Origin of the sequence: Streptomyces sp. NRRL S-244 (assembly GCF_000717915.1) — a bacterium.
GTDB lineage: Bacteria > Actinomycetota > Actinomycetes > Streptomycetales > Streptomycetaceae > Streptomyces.
Genome location: NZ_JOCX01000028.1, coordinates 37,125 through 54,509 on the forward strand (window position 1 = coordinate 37,125; position 17,385 = coordinate 54,509).

Below are 17,385 nucleotides of genomic sequence, written 5' to 3' on the forward strand. Positions count from 1 at the left end.
CGCGCGTCAGACGCCCGCGTACGAGTGCTTGCCGCTGAGCAGGATGTTCACGCCGTAGTAGTTCCAGATCCAGCAGGCGAAGGCGAAGAGCGCGAGGTACGCCGCCTTGCGGCCCTTCCAGCCGGCGGTGGCGCGGGCGTGCAGGTAGCAGGCGTACGCCACCCAGGTCACGAAGGACCAGACCTCCTTGGGGTCCCAGCCCCAGTAGCGGCCCCAGGCGTCGCCCGCCCAGATCGCGCCCGCGACGATGGTGAACGTCCACAGCGGGAACACGGCCGCGTTGATCCGGTACGAGAACTTGTCGAGCGAGGCCGCCGAGGGCAGCCGCTCCAGCACCGAGGTGGCGAAGCGGCCCGGCTGCCCGCCGCCGGCGAGCTTGGCCTCGTACGAGTCGCGGAACAGGTACAGCACCGCGCCGGCCGCGCCGATGTAGAAGACGGCGCCGCAGAAGATCGCGGTGGAGACGTGGATCCACAGCCAGTACGAGTGCAGGGCCGGGACCAGCTGGTCGCTGTCGGTGTAGAGCCAGGTGGTGGCGATGCCGAGGTCCAGCAGGACCGTGGTGACCAGGATCAGGCCGAGCCAGCGCACGTTCTTCTTCAGCGCCAGGAGCATCAGGTAGGCGCCGACGGCGACCGTGGAGAAGGTCACCGAGAACTCGTACATGTTGCCCCAGGGGGCCCGCTGAACGGACATCGCGCGGGCCACGACTCCGCCCGCCTCGATGACGAAGGCCAGGGTGGTCAGCGAGACCGCGATCCGGCCGTACAGGTCGCCGTTCACGGTGCCGCCGGCCGCGCCGGGGCCGTCCGGGACGTCGCGGGTGCCGGCGGCGGAGCGGGTGACGACCTTCGGCTTGTCGAGGACCGCGGTCCCCCCCTTGCCGCGCACCTGGACGGCGGGAGCGGCGGCGGCCTCCGCGGTCTTGGCGCCGGTCAGCGCCGCGGCCGTACGGCCCACCTTGCTGCGGCTGCCGAAGGTCCACTCGGCGATGTGGGCGAAGAAGGCGAGCATGTAGACCGCCATCGACGAATAGACCAGGTAGTTGCTGATCTGCGCCAAATTCTCGTTGACTTCGGCTGCGAGCGGCGTCATCCGCGCTCCCCTTCGACAGTTGCCTTGACAGGTTGGTCGGGCGCCGTGGGCGCCTGCTGGTGGAGGGCGGCGGCGAGCTGCCCCAGCTCCTCCGGGAGCTTGGCCGACTCGCTGCGGCCGAGGCCGGCCATCTCGACGACGGTCACGCCGTCCTTGCCGGCCACCGCGCGCACCCAGACCCGGCGCCGCTGGATGAACAGCGACGCCGCCAGGCCGCCGATCGCGGCGATCGCGCCCGAGAGGGCGAGGCCGCTGCCGGGCTGCCGGGTGATCGAGAAGGTGGCCCAGCGCTCGACGCCCTCGAACTTCACGGTGCCCGCGCCGTTCGGGAGCTCCATGGTCTCGCCGGGCAGCAGCCGCTTCTTGAACAGCTGCCCGTCGGCGTCCTTGAACTCCTGCATCTTGGAGGTGTTCAGCTGGTACACGTTCTGCGGCAGGCCCGAGTCCACGCCCAGGCTGCCGTGGTAGGCGCTGAGGGCGAGGACCGGGAACTTCAGGTCGGGGAACTGGGAGAGCATCGTGCCCTTGCCCTCGCCGGCGAAGGTCGGCACGAACATGGCGTTGAAGCCGAGCTGCTCCTTCTTGCCGTCCTTGTCGCGGTAGCCGTCCGGCACCTTGACCGCGCCCGAGGAGCTCAGGTTCGCGTCGAAGGGCAGCATCGGCACGGCGTCCTTGTAGACCACCTTGCCGGTCGGGTCGGTCACCGAGATGACCGGCGCGTAGCCGTGGCCGAGCAGGTAGACCTTGGACCCGTCGACCTCCATGGGCTTGTTGACCTGGATCTCGCGCTTCTGCGGGGCGCCGTCCGCGCCGTCGCTGAAGGTCACGTACGCCTTGAAGTCGCGCGCGGTGCCCTTCTGCGGGCCGCTCTCCTCGTACGTGGCGTCGAACTTGTCGAGCGTGAAGGAGAAGGGCGACAGGTCGTCGGGGTCGAACCAGCTGCCGTACTTGAAGTCGTCGTACTGGGTGAGCGTGTTCGCGAAGCCCTTGCCGCGCAGGACGAGCTTGCCGCCCTCGGACTTGAACAGCTGGCCCCAGGCGAACGCGATCAGCATCACGATCAGGGCGACGTGGAAGAGCAGGTTCCCCGCCTCGCGCAGGTAGCCCTTCTCGGCGGCGACGGCGGACGCGCCGGCCTCGGTACGGAACCGGCGCCCGCCGAGGATCGTCTTCGCCTGCGCGAGCACCTCGTCGGGGGACTTCTCCGTACGCCACGTCGCGTACGCGGGCAGCCGGTCGAGGCGCCTGGGGGCGCCGGGCGGGCGGCCGGTGAGCTGTCCGACGAACTGCCAGGTGCGCGGGACGATGCAGCCGATCAGCGAGATGAACAGCAGCAGGTAGATCGCGGAGAACCACACCGAGCTGTAGACGTCGAAGAGCTGGAGCTTCTCGGCGACCGGGACCCAGAAGGAGTGGTCCTTCTTCCACTGGGCCACCTTCATCGCGTCGACCTGGTTCTGCGGTACGAGCGAGCCGGGGATGGAGCCCAGGGAGAGCAGGAAGAGGAGGATCAGCGCCACCCGCATGGAGGTGAGCTGCCGCCAGAACCAGCGGATCCAGCCGATCACGCCGATGCCGACGGGACCGCCGGCGTCCTCCGCGGGGGCGGTGGAGAGCTGCGCTCCGGCGGCCGCTTCGCTTGCGTCCGCGACGTCTGCGGCGTCCGCGGCGTCCTCGGACGGGTTCGGCGCCTCGGTGGACGCCTTGTCTGTCGTACTCATGTCCGTGTAGTCCTCAGATCCCCACCGTGAAGCCTTGGGTCCAGATGCGCATGTCGTCGACGATGCTGGCCCACAAACCTGTGACGAGCAGCAGACCGGTCAGGACCAGCATGCCGCCGCCGATCCGCATCACCCATGCATAGTGCTGCTTCACCCAGCCGAAAGCTCCGAGCGCCTTGCGGAAGGCGAGCGCGGCGAGGATGAAGGGCAGGCCCAGGCCCAGACAGTAGGCGACGGTCAGCAGCGCGCCGCGGCCGGCGCTGGCCTGGTCGATCGAGAGGGTGCTGACCGCGGCGAGGGTCGGGCCCATGCAGGGGGTCCAGCCGACGCCGAACAGCACGCCGAGCAGCGGCGCGCCGATCAGGCCCGCGGTCGGCTTCCGGTGGAAGCGGAACTCCCGCATCGTCAGTCCCGGGATCAGGCCCATGAAGAAGAGGCCGAGGACGATCACCAGACCGCCCAGCACCCGGGAGATGATCTCCCTGTTCGCCTGGAGCGTGCCGCCGAAGTACCCGAAGAGCGCGCCGGTGGAGACGAACACGGCGGTGAAGCCGACGATGAACAGGCTCGCGCCGGCCAGCATCCGGCCGCGCCGGGCCTCGGCGAGGTCGGCGCCGCTGATGCCGGTGACGTACGAGAGGTAGCCGGGGACCAGCGGGAGCACGCAGGGCGAGAAGAACGAGACGAGTCCGGCGAGGACCGAGATGGGCAGTGCCAGTATCAGGGCCCCGTCGAGGACCGTCGTGTTCAGACCGGTCGGCTCGGCGGCCAGGGTGAGGAGCTCGGGGACCACGCGGTCACTGCTCCGCGAGCACGGGGTCGATCATCGAGCGCAGCTGCTGCTCGTTGACCGCGACGAGCGTGCGGGCGGCGATCCGGCCCTGCCTGTCGAGGACGATCGTGGAAGGGATGGCCTGCGGGTTGAGCGTGCCCGCAGGGAAGCGGAGCAGCAGCTTCCCGTCCGGGTCGTACAGGCTCGGGTAGGCGATCGAGAAGTTCTCCTCGAACGAGGCCGCGTTCTGCTTGCTGGTGTCGCGGGTGTTGATGCCGACGAAGGCGACGTCCTTGCCGGCGTCGGCCAGCTCCTTCGACACCTTCGCGAAGTTCGGGGCCTCGGCGCGGCACGGCGGGCACCAGGAGCCCCACACGTTGAGGACGACGACCTTGCCCTTGAGCTCGGTGGTGTCGAGGGTCTTGCCGTCGACGGTCTCGCCGTCCAGCTTGGGGGCGTCGGTGCGCGCGTCCTTGGCGACGGTGGAGATGCCGCCGGCGCCGGTCACGTAGTTCCCGCCGGAGGAACCGTTCGGCTTGCCGCCGCCGTCGCCGCACGCCGACAGGGTCAGGGCGCTCGCGAGGGTCACCGCGGTGAGCAGGAGAGCACGGCCAATTCTCATGTGAAAAGTTTCGCATGAGCGATTTGCGGATCTTTCCCGCCCCCCGAGGGTGCGGCCGAGCCGCTGGTCAGGCGGCGGAGAGGTACGCGTTCCAGCCGCCGGCCGGCGGCTGACCCGGGGCCAGCTCCTGGAGCTTGGCGAGCAGCTTGGGGTCCTGTACGTCGATCCAGTCGGTGAACTGCCGGAAGGAGACGAGCCGTACGTCCTTTTTGTCCGACATGCCCTTGAAGGCCTCCTCGACGGCGTCCATGTAGATGCCGCCGTTCCACTCCTCGAAGTGGTTGCCGATGAACATCGGCGCGCGGTTGGTCTCGTACGCGCGCCGGAAGCCGCCGAGGTAGGAGCCGGTGGCCTGAGTGCGCCAGGCCGGGTAGTTGGAGGGCACGCCCCGGGTGGTGTTCTTCGACTGGTTGGCGAGGATGTTGTAGTCCATCGACAGCACCTCGAACGAGTGCCCGGGGAACGGCATGGACTGCAGCGGCAGGTCCCAGACGCCCGACCGCTTCACCGGCCACACCTGGAGGCCGCCGGGCGAGGAGGCGTCGTAGCGCCAGCCCAGCTTCTGCGCGACGGGCAGCAGGCTGTCCTGGCCGAGCAGGCACGGGGTGCGGCCGCCGACCAGCTCCTTGCGGTAGTCGAAGGGCAGCGGTTCGAGGTCGGTGAAGCCGGTGTTGGTCCGCCAGCCGGTGACGAAGGACACGGCCTGGTCGATCTCGCTCTGCCAGTCGTCCGGGGTCCAGTGGGCCACGGAGCCGGAGCCCCCGCAGAAGTGGCCGTTGAAGTGGGTGCCCACCTCATGGCCGTCGAGCCACGCCTGGCGGACGCAGCCCAGGGTGTTGCGGACGTTCTCGTCCTTGAGGTAGCCGATGTCGGAGGCCCCGACCGGGTTGTTCGGCGGCTTGTAGAGGTCCTTCTTCGACTCGGGCAGGAGGTAGAGGCCGGAGAGGAAGAAGGTCATGGCCGCGCCGTGGTCCTTGGCGAGCTTGAGGAAGCGCGGGAAGAGGCCGTTGCCGATCTCCCCCGCGCCGTCCCAGCTGAACACCACGAACTGCGGCGGGGTCTCGCCCGGCTGGAGCGGTACGGGCTTGGCCGGCTGGTGGGGCTGCGGACCGGTGTCGGCGGTGGAGCCGTCGCCGATCGGCCGGACCGCGCCCGCGGACGGGGAGGCGCCGGGGCCGCCGCCCGGACCGCCGGGGCCGGGGCGGCCCGGGCGGTCGTCGGCGCCGCAGCCGACGACACCGGCCGCCACCGCGGCCGCGCCGAGCCCGAGCAGCCCCCTTCGGGTGAAGTCGCGCGTCGCCCTGCTCATACCGTTCATGAATAGTCACATAAACGGACTTTTCAGCGAAGTCGAGGTCCGGCGCGGCAATTCCCGTACGACTTGTACGAGTTTTTAGGCGCCGAACGCCTTGGACTTGCCCTTCACCGGCTTCGCCCCCGCGAGCAGGTGCGCCGGGACCAGGTCCCGGGCCGGCTCGCTGTAGCCCACCGACACCAGCCGGTCGTCCTCGTACGTGAACGACGTGAGCGAGGCCAGCGTGCACTGCCGGCGCCGCGGGTCGTGCCACAGCCGGCGCTTCTCCGCGAAGCTGCGCACGATCCAGATCGGCAGCTGGTGGCTGACCGCCACCGCCTCGTGGCCGCGCGCCGCGTCGCGCGCCGCCTCGATGGCGCTCGTCATCCGGACGACCTGCTCCACGTACGGCTCGCCCCAGGACGGCTTGAACGGGTTCGTCAGGTGCTTCCAGTTGGCGGGCTTGCGCAGCGCCCCGTCCCCGACGCCGAAGGTCTTGCCCTCGAAGACGTTCCCCGCCTCCAGCAGCCGCGCGTCGCTCGCCACCACCAGGCCGTGGCTCTTGGCGACCGGCGCCGCCGTCTCCTGCGCCCGCTCCAGCGGGGAGGAGACCACGTACGTGATGTCACGGTTCTGGAGGTGGTCCGCGACGCGCTCGGCCATCTCCCGGCCCAGCTCGGAGAGGTGGTAGCCGGAGCGGCGCCCGTACAGGACCCCGTCCGGGTTGTGCACCTCTCCGTGGCGCATCAGGTGGACGACGGTGATCTCGCTCATGCGGTGGCCTCCGGGGTGGCCTGCGCGGCGGCGCGGGCGGCAGCGGGCAGCGCGGCCGCGATGCGCTCGACCGCCTGCTCGTCGTGGGCGGTGGAGACGAACCACGACTCGAAGGCCGAAGGCGGCAGGTAGACGCCCTGCGACAGCATCGAGTGGAAGAAGCCGTTGAAGCGGAAGGACTCCTGCTTCTTGGCGTCGTCGTAGTTCTTGACCTCGTCCTCGGTGAAGAAGACGGAGAACATGTTGGACGCGGTCTGCAGCCGGTGCGCCACGCCCTCCTTGGCGAGCGCGTCCGTGACCAGGCCCTGGATCTGCGCGGAGACCGCGTCGACCTTCTCGTACGCGGCCGCGTCCAGCAGGCGCAGCTGCGCGAGGCCGGCGGCGGTGGCGATCGGGTTCCCGGAGAGCGTGCCCGCCTGGTAGACCGGGCCGACCGGGGCCAGGTGGCCCATCACGTCGGCGCGGCCGCCGAAGGCCGCGGCCGGGAAGCCGCCGCCCATGACCTTGCCGAAGGTCATCAGGTCGGGCTTGACCCCGTCGACGCCGTACCAGCCGGCGCGGGAGGTGCGGAAACCCGTCATGACCTCGTCGGAGATGTACAGCGCGCCGTTCTCGCGGCACAGGTCCGCGAGGCCCTGGTTGAAGCCGGGCGCCGGAGTCACGACGCCCATGTTGCCGGGCGCGGCCTCGGTGATCACGCAGGCGATCTCGCCGGGGTGCGCGGCGAACGCCGCCCGTACCGCTTCGAGGTCGTTGTACGGCAGCACGATCGTGTCGCCGGCCTGCGCGCCCGTCACACCCGGGGTGTCCGGCAGCGCGAAAGTTGCCAAACCGGAACCGGCCGCGGCGAGCAGCGCGTCCACGTGGCCGTGATAGCAGCCCGCGAACTTGACGACCTTGGCCCGGCCCGTGAAGCCGCGCGCGAGGCGGATCGCCGACATGGTCGCCTCGGTGCCCGAGGACACCAGGCGGACCTGCTCGACGGGTGTGATGCGGTCGACGATCTCCTCGGCGAGGGCGACCTCGCCCTCGCCGGGCGTGCCGAAGGAGGTGCCGCGGGCGACGGCGGCCTGGATGGCCTCCACCACGGCCGGGTGGGCGTGGCCGAGAATCATCGGTCCCCACGAGCAGACCAGGTCGACGTACTCGCGCCCGTCGGCATCGGTCAGGTACGGACCGGTACCGGACACCATGAACCTGGGCGTTCCGCCCACGGCGCGAAAGGCGCGCACCGGAGAGTTCACGCCGCCAGGCGTCACGAGGGACGCGCGGTCAAAGAGAGTCTGCGAGACTTTGGCTTCATACGGGTACGGGTAGCTCACACCAGCCATGGTCTCATCAGGCCGCGACTGACTTGCGGACGGGCGTTTCACCGCGCCGCCCCGGGGGAGGTCACTGCCATGATGATCAGGCTGCGTGGCGGGGGCCGCGGGGCCGGGGCAGGCAAGACCAGTCGGGTGGAGATATGCAACGCGGTGGTGGACCGGGCGAGGGTACGGACGGCCTCGACCCGCAGCGCGCCCGCGAGGCCCGCGAAGCCCGCCGCCGAGGCAAGCACCGGCGCCGGGCCGCGGACGCGGCCGATCCGGTACCGGGACCGCTGGAGTCCCCCGACGGCCTGCCCAAGGGCCGCGGCATGGGCGTGACGTACAAGTACTTCGGCGCGCCCGACGGCGCGACGGCCGCCCGGGTCCCGGTCACGATGCGGCCGGAGGAGCTCGGCGGCGACGAGCTCGGCATGGGCGGCCTCTTCACCAAGATCAAGCCGGAGACGGTGGCCGCGATGGTCCTGACCGGCATCGAGGGCATACCCCTGCACAAGGTGCCCCCGCTGGAGCTGGTCGTGCTCCACCCCGACTACGCGGTGGTCAAGCTCCCGATGACGGTCGTCGACCCGCTGCGCGGCATCGGCGAGGAGTCGGTCGGCGCGGCGGCGTTCATCTGGTCCACGGTCCCGGACCGGGGCGGGCCGCGCGACGCGTTCAACGTCTACCAGCTGCTGCACGAGTGGCAGGACTTCAGCCACCGGCTGCACGAGGCGGGGCACCAGCCGTACTGCCTGGTCTGGCCCTGAGCGTTCCGGCGGGTCAGCCGGCCGCAAGGATCTTGTGGGCGCGCTCGCGCAGGGGCGTGATCCGGATGCGGGCGGCGGCGCCGTTGTGGACGGCGTTGGTGACGATGACCACGTACCGGCCGGTGGTCGGGGCGAGGTAGAGACTCGTACCGGTGAATCCGTGGTGGTAGGCCACCGTCCCGCCCGCGCCGAGGATCCAGCCCAGGCCGCGCTGGAGGCCCGGCTCGATCTCCGCCTGGGGGACGAGGCTCATCCGGAACCACTGGCCGAGCGGGCTCTCGCGCCCGGCGAGCAGGTGCTCGGCGTACGTGGCGAGGTCGGCCGCCGGGGCGAAGACCCCGGCGTGGCCGGCGACGCCGCCCATGATCGCCGCGTTGTCGTCGTGGACGGCGCCCCAGAGCCGGTCGTGGCCGTCCTGCCGCTCGGTCGGCGCGACGCGGGGCTCCTGCTTGACCGGGCCGTACGCCGTGTCGTCCATGCCCAGCTCCGCCCACAGGCCGGAGGCGAGCTCGTCCAGCGGCCGGCCGTGCACATGGGCGAGGGCCAGGCCGAGCAGGATGTAGCCGCGGTTGATGTAGCGGTGGATGCCCGGGAGGTTCTCCATGAGCTCGTGGCAGATCAGCTCGTGCAGCGGGCGTCCGGTCAGGTCGTAGAGGTCGAAGCGGGTGGCGGCCCGCAGGCCGGAGGTGTGCGAGAGCAGCTGCCGTACGGTCGCCTCCCCGCTGGGCATCGCGCCGTCCATCGGCGGCAGGAACTCCCGTACGGGCGTGTCGAGGTCGAGCAGGCCCGCGTCGAGGGCGCGGCCGACGAGCGGCCAGGTGGCGGTGACCTTCGTCAGGGACGCGATGTCGTAGACGGTGTGCTCGTCGGGCGTGCCGGGGCCGGTGAACGGGGAGACGACCCCGGCCGCGAGGACGGTGCGCTCGCCGGCCGCCGCAGCGCCGGCATGCCTCGTACCGCAGACGACCACGCCTCCCGGGGCGGCGCCGTCGTCGACGATCTCGCGCAGCAGGTCGTGCAGTCCGCTGGTCTCGGCGGTCGTGAACGTCGGTGCGGGCTGGTTCATCGGGTTCATCTACGCCTCCGGCTCGGTGGATGGTGATCCCGCCACCCAGCGTGACCATGCCGCCCGGCGAGTGCCCGTAGCCGCGCCGGAGATGATCACAAGCCGCGCAATGCGCCCGCCGGTGGGATGTTCTGGTTCAGGCGGAACACGTTCCCCGGATCCCACTGCGCCTTCAGGGCGCGCAGCCGCTCCAGCTTGCGCTCCCGCGAGCCGTACGCCTGGCGGATGCGCTGCTCACCCTCGTCCATCAGGAAGTTCACGTACACGCCCGCGTGATACGGCTCCAGCGCGGACCAGAACTCCCGGACCCACGCGCACTCCTCGGCGAAGCCCTCGGGCGTGTCGCGGATCCCGTTGATGTTCAGCATGTGGCCCAGGGAGCGGCCCGCGGCCGCCGTGTCCTCCTCGCCGACCCGGGCGACCGCGCCGCCCAGCTGGAACAGCGGGAAACCGCTCTGCGGCGAGGCGATCCGCCCCGCGTACCGCGCCATCGCGTCCAGGACGCCGTCGGCGAGCCCGTCGAGGCCGCAGCCCCGGAAGTAGTACCACCAGCCGTGCGGGAACGAGGCGTCGAACATCGCCTGGTGCGCCAGGTACGGCTTCGGCCGGCACAGGTCGAGCAGCGGCCTCCCGAACTCCCGCATCGGCCGCATCACTTCCTCACCGGCGGCCATCTCACCCACCCAGCAGGCGATCACCATCACCACCGGCCGGCCGTGCAGCTCCGGCGGGATCACCGGCGACGGCGGGGCCTTGCGGTGGACCACGATCGTCGTCAGCTCGTCCGCCGCCCCCTCGATCCAGTCCCGGTAGAACCGCATGACCTGCGGCGAGTCCTCCACCGGCCACAGCACCGGCCCGGCGAGCACGGTCGGACCGACCGGATTCAGCCGGAACGTGAACTCCGTGACGATGCCGAAGTTCCCGCCCGCCCCGCGCATCCCCCAGAACAGCTCCGGCTCGTGCGCCGCACCGGCCGTGACCCGCTCCCCGCCCGCCGTGACCAGGTCCACCGACAGCAGCTGGTCCACGCTCAGCCCGTACTTGCGGCTCAGCCAGCCGATCCCGCCGCCGAGCGTGAGCCCCGCGACACCCGTGTGCGTGACGATCCCCGACGGCACCGCCAGCCCGAACGGCTGCGTCGCCGCGTCCAGCTCGCCGAGCAGCGCCCCCGCCTGGACCCGGACCGTACGGGCCTCGGGGTCCACCCGGATCTCCTTCATCGGCGACAGGTCGATCACCACACCGCCGTCGCAGACCGAATGCCCGGGGAAGCTGTGCCCGCCGCTGCGCACCGCGACCGGCGCACCCGTGCGCCCCGCCCACTTCAGCGCCGCCACCACATCGGCCGAACCGGTGCACGGCGCGATCAGCGCGGGATGCCGGTCGATGGCGCCGTTCCAGATCCGCCGGCGCTCCTCGTACGGGGCGTCCCCGGCCCGCACCAGGCTCCCCCGGAAGGATCGCGCCAGCTCGTGGTACGCGGAATCGTCCAGCCGGACCGGTACGGGTACGGGTGCCGGTACGGGTACGGGTCCCGGCGCCGGCGCAGTCGAGGCACCCATGGGTCGCTCCTCACCGCTCTCCCCCGAGTCTTCCACCGCGCGGATACCCGGGCCAGCCGGCGCCGTTTGCGCTGGTCAGCACTGATCCACCCGGTTGCGGAGGTCCTCGGCCCGGGTCACGGTGAGCACATGGCCGCGCCCCAGCCACCGCCACCGCCACCGCCGTCCGTCAGCCCGAGCCTGATCCGGCACCTCGGCCCCAACTGGTACGCCAGCGTGATGGGGACCGCCATCGTCGCCAACGCGGGCGTCGCCCTGCCCGTGCACGTCCGCGGACTGCACACCTTCAGCCTGGCCTTCTGGGCCCTGTCCGCCGCCATGCTGGCCGTCCTGCTCACCGCCCGCGCCCTGCACTGGGCCCGCCACCGCGACCAGGCGCGGGCCCATCTGCTCGACCCGGCCGTCGCCCCCTTCTACGGCTGCCTCGCCATGGCCCTGCTCGCCGTCGGCGGCGGCACGCTGCTGATCGGCAAGGACGTCATCGGCCTCCATGCCGCCGTGGTCGCCGACTCCGTCCTCTTCGTCGCCGGAACGGCCATCGGACTGCTCGCCGCCGTCGCCATCCCGTACCTGATGGTCGAGAGCCACCGGATCCGACCCGGCAGCGCCTCACCCGTCTGGCTGCTCCCCGTCGTCGCCCCGATGGTCTCCGCCGCGCTCGGCCCGCTGCTGGTCCCGCACCTGCCGCCCGGCCAGTGGCAGCGCGCGCTGCTGCTCGGCTGCTACACGATGTTCGGGCTGAGCATGCTGGCCACGCTGGTGCTGCTGCCCATCGTCTTCGGGCGCATGGTGACGGGCCCGCGGCTGCCGCTCGCGCTGACCCCGACGCTGTTCCTGGTCCTCGGCCCGCTGGGGCAGTCGGTCACCGCCGCCAACAAGTTCGCCGACGCCGCCCCGGGGGTGGTGCAGTCCCCGTACGCCGAGGGCTTCCGGATGTTCGCCGTGATCTACGGGGTCCCGGTGATGGGGTTCGCGCTGCTCTGGTTCGCCTTCGCCTGCGCGATGCTCGTACGGGCGCGGCGGCTCGGCATGCGGTTCTCGCTGACCTGGTGGGCGCTGACCTTCCCGGTGGGCACCTGCGTGACCGGGGCGGAGGGGCTGGCCCAGCACACCGGCCTCGACCTGTACCGCTGGCTCGCCGTCTTCCTGTACGCCTGCCTCCTGGCGGCCTGGGCCACCGCGGCCTCCCTGACCGTACGGGGCCTGGCGACGGGCGCGTTCGTCCCGGCGGCCGCCGGGCCTGCGGCCGGGACTGCCGGCGCCCCGGCCGCAGGGGCTGCCGCCGGACGCCCATAAAGCGCGTTTATGGGCGTATAGACACCATCCCGCTACCGGTGCGTAACCCCCGGGCGGAGGGTGGAACCGAAAGCAAGAGTTCCCCCCGATGAAGCTGGGACACCATGTACACCCTCCTCTTCCTCCTCATCTTCCTGTGCGTCGTGGCGGTGCTGCGGCCCTGGCCGGCCAGGGTCCGGGTGCCGCTGTGGACGGGAACGCTGATCGCCTGCGTGATCGCGTTCCTCCCCCACGTGCTCGACCACGCCTTCCACATCGCCCTCTGAGGAGAAGAGCCCCGTGAGCACCGCATCCACCTCCAACCGGCTGGGCCTCTGGTTCGCCCACGCCTACGTCATCGGCCTGTGCGGCACCCTGGCCGGCGCGTACTTCTTCCAGTTCGGACTGTGGGAGTACCCCTGCCCGATGTGCCTGCTGCAGCGGATGTTCTTCCTGCTCAGCGCACTGGGCCCGGCCTGGATCATCGCCCGCTCCCGCAAGGGCGCGGTCACCTCCGGGGAATGGGCCGCGGGCTGGGGCTGGGCCATCGTCGCCGCGCTCGCCGGCAGCGTCGTCTCCGCCACCCAGGTCCTGATGCACATCGTGCCCCCGGACCCCGGCTACGCCGGCGCCCTGTTCGGCCTGCACCTCTACACCTGGGCCCTGATCACCTTCCTGGCCTCCGCCGTCGCCGCCGGAGCCGCGCTGTTCCTGACCCCCCACTCCGAACCCCTCGACGCGGGCCTCACCTCCCCCGCCCTGCGCCGGGCCGGCACCGTCACCTCGGCCGTGCTGCTCGCCTTCGCCGCGAGCAACCTGGTCGCCTGCTTCTTCCTCCAGGGCTTCGCCTGGCAGATGCCGGGCGACCCCACCGGCTACGCCCTGTTCCACTGAGGAACCGGGGGGCCGGTGAAGGCTCGGGGCCGGAGGGGCTCGGGGGCCGGAGCGGCTCGGGGGCCGGAGCGGCTTGGGGGCCGGGCGCCGTCAGGCGGTCGTCAGGACCAGGCGGCCGCGGGTGCCCGGCTCCGCCAGGCGGGCGTGGGCCTTCACCGCGTCCGCCAGCGGGATCGTCTCCGCGACCCGCAGGGTCAGGGCGCCCGCGTCCACCAGGCCCACCAGCTCCGCCAGGTGCGCGCCGTCCGCCGCGACCTCCTGCTCCACCACCCGGATCCCCCGCTCCGCGGCCGGACCGGCGTGCGGGCGCAGGCCCACGTAGACCCCGCCGTCACGGACGAAGCCCAGCGCCGGCTCCCCCAGTACGGCCGCGTCCACGACCCCGTCCACCGGCCCGGCCGGAGCCGACCCGCGCGGGACGAACTCCGTCGCGCCGAGCGACCGTACGAACTCCTCGTCCGACTCCCCCGCCAGCGCCGTCACCACCAGCCCCGCCCGTACCGCGAGCTGCACCGCGAGCCCGCCGACCATCCCCGCGGCCCCCGTGACCAGCACCGAGGACCCCGGAGCCAGCCCCAGCAGCCCCACCGCCCGACCGGCCGTCAGCCCGCTCAGCGGGAGCGAGGCCGCGGCCACGGCGTCCACGGTGGCCGGAGCGGCCGCCACCGCCGAGGCGTCGAGCACCGCGTACTCCGCATGCGTGCCCAGCGGCTTGACCGGCCCGTAGTGCAGTCCGACCACCCGCTGCCCCGCCGCCCAGCCGGTGACCCCGGCGCCGACCTCGTCGATCTCGCCCGCCACGTCCCAGCCGAGCCCGAGCCGCGTCCCCGCGCCGCCGAAGACGCCGACGCGGACCGCGCCGTCCACCGGGTTCACCCCGGCCGCCGCGACCCGGATGCGGACCTGGCCGGCGGCCGGCCGCGGGACCGGCACCCGCACGATCTCCACCTGCTCCGGCCCGCCGAAGCCGTTCACGACGGCCGCCTGCATGGTCCGTACGGTCTGCGCGTTCTCGCTCATGGTGTCTCCCCGGTTCGGTTGGGCTCGGTTCGGTTCGCCCGGTCGTTTCCTGCGTTCCGCTGAGCACTAACCTAGGGAGAGGTACTCTCCTTTCGTAAGTACGTACTTGGAGGTGCGTACCCGACCCGGAAGTGGGGCACCCGATGGCCACCCGTACCGCCGCCGACCGCCGCGAAGAGGCCCGTTACGCCTACGACGCCTTCCTCAAGGAGTGCCCCACCAGCCAGCTCCTGGCCCGGATCAGCGACAAATGGGTCGGCCTCATCGTCGCCGCGCTCGCCCAGGCCGAGGACAACTCCATGCGCTACAGCGACCTCGGCCGCAAGATCCCCGGCGTCAGCCAGAAGATGCTCACCCAGACCCTGCGCTCCCTCGAACGCGACGGCCTCGTCACCCGCACCGTCACCCCCACCGTCCCCGTCCGCGTCGACTACCGCCTCACCGGACTCGGCAGCAGCCTGGCCTGCCTCCTCACCTCCGTGAAGCAGTGGGCCGAGAACCACTTCGACGAGGTCGACGCCCACCGCACCGCCTACGACGGCGCCACCGCCGCGACCTCGTAATTCCCCCGCACCACCCGCCCCCCAATGGCATGCTGACAGCGTGAACGGACCCGGCATTCAGCTCACCCTCGCCCCCGAACTACGCCTGTTCGCGCCGCCCAGCCGGCGCGCCGACCGCGTACCGACCACCACCGACGGCGCCTCCAGCCTCGGCCACGTCGTCGAATCGGCCGGCGTCCCGCTCACCGAGGTCGGCCGGCTCCTCGTCGACGGCCACGAGGTGCCCGTCTCGTACGTGCCGCAGGCCGGACAGAACGTGGAGGTCTTCGGCGTCGAGCGCCCGCAGCAGATCGGGGGCGCCCCGCTGCGCTTCCTCCTCGACGTCCACCTCGGCACGCTCGCCCGCCGCCTGCGCCTGCTCGGCGTGGACACCGCGTACGAGAACGAGGACATCGGCGACCCCGCCCTCGCCACCCGCTCCGCCGCCGAGCAGCGCGTCCTGCTCTCCCGCGACCGCGGACTGCTGCGCCGCCGCGAGCTGTTCGCGGGCGCGTACGTCTACAGCGACAACCCCGACGAGCAACTCCGCGACGTCCTCGGCCGGTTCGCACCCGCCCTCGCCCCGTGGACCCGCTGCACCGCGTGCAACGGGTCGCTCCGCGAGGCCGACAAGGACAGCGTCGGGGACCGCCTCGAAAGCGGGACGCAGCGCTCGTACGACGTCTTCGCGCAGTGCACGGCGTGCGAGCGCGTCTACTGGCGCGGAGCCCACCACGCCCGGCTGGAGCGGATCGTCAGCGAGGCGGTCGAGGAATTCGGCGGCGTGGCCACCCCGTAGGCGTGGCCACGAGAGCCGGGTCAGAAGGCGTAGGAGTCGCCCGTGTCCAGCGCCAGCACCGCGTGCTGGTTGTTGGACAGGTCGCGGTCGGACGCCCCGCCGTTCCACCACGTGTCGATCCGGACCACCACCTCCGACACCGGCTCCTTCAGCTCCAGCAGCAGCCCGATGTGCCGGCCCCGGCCGTGCAGCGGCAGCGCGCCCGTCTCGCACACCACCTCGCGCAGCCCGGCCCGCGCACAGCCCTGCGCCAGCTCCTGCCGGTCCGCGAGCTCCGCCGACAGCCGCACCCGCAGCGTCGCGTTGGGCAGCGCGGCCGGCCCCTCGTTCTGCGGCACCACCCACACCCGCAGCCGCCCCTGCGACAGGGACACCCGCCCGTGGTACGCCACGTCGGCCTCGGGACCCGAACCCGGACCCGAACCAGGACCACTCCGGGCGGCCGCCCCCGCCTCCCCGGACACTCCGGACACCCCGGAGACCCCGAGCACCAGCAAGCCCGCCACCACCACACTCCGTACGGCACCACGGCGCACCGCCACCACCTCCACGCGCGGAGGCTAGCCAGCACCGCCCCCGACCGGTCGGACCATCACACGAACGAGGGCGAGCCCTCGCCCAACCGGCGGGCACCGACGGGCACAGGCGGGCGGCGATCCGGACCCGCGGCCCGTCTGCGTACGCTTCGAGCCATGCTCATCGCCCGCTCCGCCGCCCTGTTCGCCCTCGCCGCCGTCCTGGAGATCGGCGGCGCCTGGCTCGTCTGGCAGGGCGTACGCGAGCACAAGGGCTGGGCCTGGATCGGCGCCGGGGTCATCGCCCTCGGCCTCTACGGCTTCGTCGCCACCCTCCAGCCCCAGGGCGACTTCGCCCGCGTCCTCGCCGCGTACGGCGGGGTCTTCGTCGCCGGCTCCCTCCTGTGGGGCATGGCCGCCGACGGCTACCGCCCCGACCGCTGGGACGTCGCCGGGGCCCTCGTCTGCCTCGCCGGCATGGCGGTGATCATGTACGCCCCGCGCGGCCGCTGAGCCCCGCCTATGCTGGCGGGTATTCGCCCGTACGAACGACTGAACGATCGAACGACCCGAGGAGCCCGCACATGAGCACGGCCGCCACCCGTACCGCCGTAGTCACCGGCGCGAGCAGCGGCATCGGCGCGGCCACCGCCCGCCAGCTCGCCGACGCCGGCTACCACGTCGTCCTCACCGCCCGCCGCAAGGACCGCATCGAGGCCCTCGCCGCCGAGCTGACGGCAGCCGGCCACTCCGCCGCCGCCCACGCCCTCGACGTCACCGACCGACCCTCCGTCGACGCCTTCGCGGCCTCCCTCGACCGCTGCGACGTACTGGTCAACAACGCCGGCGGAGCCATCGGAGCCGAGCCCGTCGCCACCGGCGACCCCGCCGACTGGCGCACGATGTACGAGGTCAACGTCATCGGCACCCTCAACCTCACCCAGGCCCTCCTCCCCGCCCTCATCGCCTCCGGCGACGGCACGGTCGTGGTCCTGTCCTCCACCGCGGGCCACGCCACCTACGAGGGCGGCGCCGGCTACGTCGCCGCCAAGAACGGCGCCCGCGTCCTGGCCGAGACCCTCCGCCTGGAGATCGTCGGCCAGCCGGTCCGCGTCATCGAGATCGCCCCGGGCATGGTGAAGACCGAGGAGTTCGCGAAGACCCGCTTCCGCGGCGACGCCGAGAAGGCCGAGAAGGTCTACGCGGGCGTCGCCGCCCCCCTGACCGCCGACGACGTGGCCGACACCATCACCTGGGCCGTGACCCGCCCCAGCCACGTCAACATCGACCTCCTGGTGGTCCGCCCCCGCGCCCAGGCCTCGAACACCAAGGTCCACCGCGACCTGTAACCGCCCGC

At 72.1% G+C, this 17,385-nt stretch carries 19 protein-coding genes; 8 read left to right on the forward strand and 11 right to left on the reverse strand.

Translation table 11 applies throughout. The features are described 5' to 3' along the window. Nucleotides 1-6 precede the first annotated feature (6 nt). From ccsB to hemL, 7 genes are all read right to left on the reverse strand, one after another. Nucleotides 7-1,095 carry a c-type cytochrome biogenesis protein CcsB gene (gene ccsB, locus IF02_RS0126725; protein ID WP_030161248.1) on the reverse strand — a complete coding sequence of 363 codons (1,089 nt, stop codon included), beginning with the start codon at nt 1,093-1,095 and terminating at the stop codon, nt 7-9. Next, nucleotides 1,092-2,816 (reverse strand): cytochrome c biogenesis protein ResB, encoded by a 1,725-nt coding sequence (gene resB, locus IF02_RS0126730; RefSeq protein ID WP_030161250.1) that lies wholly within the window; start codon nt 2,814-2,816, stop codon nt 1,092-1,094. The genes ccsB and resB overlap by 4 nt, the downstream gene beginning before the upstream one ends. A 13-nt stretch (nt 2,817-2,829) precedes the next feature. Next, nucleotides 2,830-3,609, reverse strand: coding sequence for a cytochrome c biogenesis CcdA family protein (locus tag IF02_RS0126735; RefSeq protein WP_030161252.1), 780 nt, complete (start codon nt 3,607-3,609; stop codon nt 2,830-2,832). Nucleotides 3,610-3,613: 4 nt separating this feature from the next. After that, a complete protein-coding gene (locus IF02_RS0126740; protein WP_030161254.1) occupies nt 3,614-4,210 on the reverse strand; it encodes a TlpA family protein disulfide reductase in 597 nt (198 codons plus the stop codon). Nucleotides 4,211-4,277: 67 nt separating this feature from the next. After that, on the reverse strand, nt 4,278-5,519 hold the full coding sequence (locus IF02_RS0126745; RefSeq protein ID WP_030161256.1) for a hypothetical protein: 1,242 nt from the start codon (nt 5,517-5,519) through the stop codon (nt 4,278-4,280). A gap of 84 nt (nt 5,520-5,603) precedes the next feature. After that, nucleotides 5,604-6,278, reverse strand: coding sequence for a histidine phosphatase family protein (locus tag IF02_RS0126750; RefSeq protein WP_030161258.1), 675 nt, complete (start codon nt 6,276-6,278; stop codon nt 5,604-5,606). Continuing rightward, nucleotides 6,275-7,609, reverse strand: coding sequence for a glutamate-1-semialdehyde 2,1-aminomutase (hemL, locus tag IF02_RS0126755; protein ID WP_078622354.1), 1,335 nt, complete (start codon nt 7,607-7,609; stop codon nt 6,275-6,277). The genes IF02_RS0126750 and hemL overlap by 4 nt, the downstream gene beginning before the upstream one ends. A gap of 305 nt (nt 7,610-7,914) precedes the next feature. Between hemL and IF02_RS0126760 the strand changes: the two genes are divergently transcribed. After that, nucleotides 7,915-8,352 carry a hypothetical protein gene (locus IF02_RS0126760; RefSeq protein ID WP_030161262.1) on the forward strand — a complete coding sequence of 146 codons (438 nt, stop codon included), beginning with the start codon at nt 7,915-7,917 and terminating at the stop codon, nt 8,350-8,352. A gap of 13 nt (nt 8,353-8,365) precedes the next feature. On the opposite strand, the gene IF02_RS0126765 is transcribed toward IF02_RS0126760, so the two are convergent. Further along, a complete protein-coding gene (locus tag IF02_RS0126765; protein ID WP_234318342.1) occupies nt 8,366-9,427 on the reverse strand; it encodes a serine hydrolase domain-containing protein in 1,062 nt (353 codons plus the stop codon). Between the two features lie 86 nt (nt 9,428-9,513). Beyond that, nucleotides 9,514-10,983 (reverse strand): FAD-binding oxidoreductase, encoded by a 1,470-nt coding sequence (locus tag IF02_RS0126770; protein WP_078622355.1) that lies wholly within the window; start codon nt 10,981-10,983, stop codon nt 9,514-9,516. Between the two features lie 129 nt (nt 10,984-11,112). On the opposite strand from IF02_RS0126770, the gene IF02_RS0126775 reads away from it, so the two are divergent. The 3 genes from IF02_RS0126775 to IF02_RS0126785 all read left to right on the forward strand — a co-directional run bounded on the left by IF02_RS0126775 (nt 11,113) and on the right by IF02_RS0126785 (nt 13,152). Then, nucleotides 11,113-12,279, forward strand: coding sequence for a TDT family transporter (locus tag IF02_RS0126775; protein ID WP_030161268.1), 1,167 nt, complete (start codon nt 11,113-11,115; stop codon nt 12,277-12,279). A gap of 104 nt (nt 12,280-12,383) precedes the next feature. Next, nucleotides 12,384-12,545 carry a hypothetical protein gene (locus tag IF02_RS34970; protein ID WP_158708573.1) on the forward strand — a complete coding sequence of 54 codons (162 nt, stop codon included), beginning with the start codon at nt 12,384-12,386 and terminating at the stop codon, nt 12,543-12,545. 13 nt (nt 12,546-12,558) lie between these two features. Further along, nucleotides 12,559-13,152 (forward strand): disulfide bond formation protein B, encoded by a 594-nt coding sequence (locus IF02_RS0126785; RefSeq protein WP_030161270.1) that lies wholly within the window; start codon nt 12,559-12,561, stop codon nt 13,150-13,152. Nucleotides 13,153-13,242: 90 nt separating this feature from the next. On the opposite strand, the gene IF02_RS0126790 is transcribed toward IF02_RS0126785, so the two are convergent. Further along, nucleotides 13,243-14,142, reverse strand: a complete 900-nt coding sequence (locus IF02_RS0126790) for an NADP-dependent oxidoreductase (RefSeq protein WP_030161272.1) — start codon at nt 14,140-14,142, stop codon at nt 13,243-13,245. Nucleotides 14,143-14,315: 173 nt separating this feature from the next. On the opposite strand from IF02_RS0126790, the gene IF02_RS0126795 reads away from it, so the two are divergent. Then, complete coding sequence (locus tag IF02_RS0126795) at nt 14,316-14,735, forward strand: winged helix-turn-helix transcriptional regulator (protein ID WP_030161275.1); 420 nt, start codon at nt 14,316-14,318, stop codon at nt 14,733-14,735. 40 nt (nt 14,736-14,775) lie between these two features. Continuing rightward, a complete protein-coding gene (locus tag IF02_RS0126800) occupies nt 14,776-15,513 on the forward strand; it encodes a Mut7-C RNAse domain-containing protein (protein WP_030161277.1) in 738 nt (245 codons plus the stop codon). A 20-nt stretch (nt 15,514-15,533) separates the two neighbouring features. On the opposite strand, the gene IF02_RS0126805 is transcribed toward IF02_RS0126800, so the two are convergent. Continuing rightward, nucleotides 15,534-16,064 carry a hypothetical protein gene (locus IF02_RS0126805; RefSeq protein WP_051696585.1) on the reverse strand — a complete coding sequence of 177 codons (531 nt, stop codon included), beginning with the start codon at nt 16,062-16,064 and terminating at the stop codon, nt 15,534-15,536. A gap of 141 nt (nt 16,065-16,205) precedes the next feature. On the opposite strand from IF02_RS0126805, the gene IF02_RS0126810 reads away from it, so the two are divergent. Both IF02_RS0126810 and IF02_RS0126815 read left to right on the forward strand, forming a co-directional pair. Beyond that, nucleotides 16,206-16,541, forward strand: coding sequence for a YnfA family protein (locus IF02_RS0126810; RefSeq protein WP_030161281.1), 336 nt, complete (start codon nt 16,206-16,208; stop codon nt 16,539-16,541). Between the two features lie 71 nt (nt 16,542-16,612). Then, a complete protein-coding gene (locus IF02_RS0126815; RefSeq protein ID WP_030161283.1) occupies nt 16,613-17,377 on the forward strand; it encodes an SDR family NAD(P)-dependent oxidoreductase in 765 nt (254 codons plus the stop codon). Nucleotides 17,378-17,385: the final 8 nt, after the last annotated feature.

Coding starts and splice junctions, on each gene's coding strand:
- IF02_RS0126760 (WP_030161262.1), top strand. CDS start 7,915: ATGGGCGTGACGTACAAGTACTTCGGCGCGCCCGACGGCGCGACGGCC.
- IF02_RS0126795 (WP_030161275.1), top strand. CDS start 14,316: ATGGCCACCCGTACCGCCGCCGACCGCCGCGAAGAGGCCCGTTACGCC.
- IF02_RS34970 (WP_158708573.1), top strand. CDS start 12,384: ATGTACACCCTCCTCTTCCTCCTCATCTTCCTGTGCGTCGTGGCGGTG.
- hemL (WP_078622354.1), bottom strand. CDS start 7,609: ATGGCTGGTGTGAGCTACCCGTACCCGTATGAAGCCAAAGTCTCGCAG.
- IF02_RS0126745 (WP_030161256.1), bottom strand. CDS start 5,519: ATGAGCAGGGCGACGCGCGACTTCACCCGAAGGGGGCTGCTCGGGCTC.
- IF02_RS0126775 (WP_030161268.1), top strand. CDS start 11,113: ATGGCCGCGCCCCAGCCACCGCCACCGCCACCGCCGTCCGTCAGCCCG.
- IF02_RS0126810 (WP_030161281.1), top strand. CDS start 16,206: ATGCTCATCGCCCGCTCCGCCGCCCTGTTCGCCCTCGCCGCCGTCCTG.
- resB (WP_030161250.1), bottom strand. CDS start 2,816: ATGAGTACGACAGACAAGGCGTCCACCGAGGCGCCGAACCCGTCCGAG.
- IF02_RS0126765 (WP_234318342.1), bottom strand. CDS start 9,427: ATGAACCCGATGAACCAGCCCGCACCGACGTTCACGACCGCCGAGACC.
- IF02_RS0126740 (WP_030161254.1), bottom strand. CDS start 4,210: ATGAGAATTGGCCGTGCTCTCCTGCTCACCGCGGTGACCCTCGCGAGC.
- ccsB (WP_030161248.1), bottom strand. CDS start 1,095: ATGACGCCGCTCGCAGCCGAAGTCAACGAGAATTTGGCGCAGATCAGC.
- IF02_RS0126750 (WP_030161258.1), bottom strand. CDS start 6,278: ATGAGCGAGATCACCGTCGTCCACCTGATGCGCCACGGAGAGGTGCAC.
- IF02_RS0126770 (WP_078622355.1), bottom strand. CDS start 10,983: ATGGGTGCCTCGACTGCGCCGGCGCCGGGACCCGTACCCGTACCGGCA.
- IF02_RS0126815 (WP_030161283.1), top strand. CDS start 16,613: ATGAGCACGGCCGCCACCCGTACCGCCGTAGTCACCGGCGCGAGCAGC.
- IF02_RS0126790 (WP_030161272.1), bottom strand. CDS start 14,142: ATGCAGGCGGCCGTCGTGAACGGCTTCGGCGGGCCGGAGCAGGTGGAG.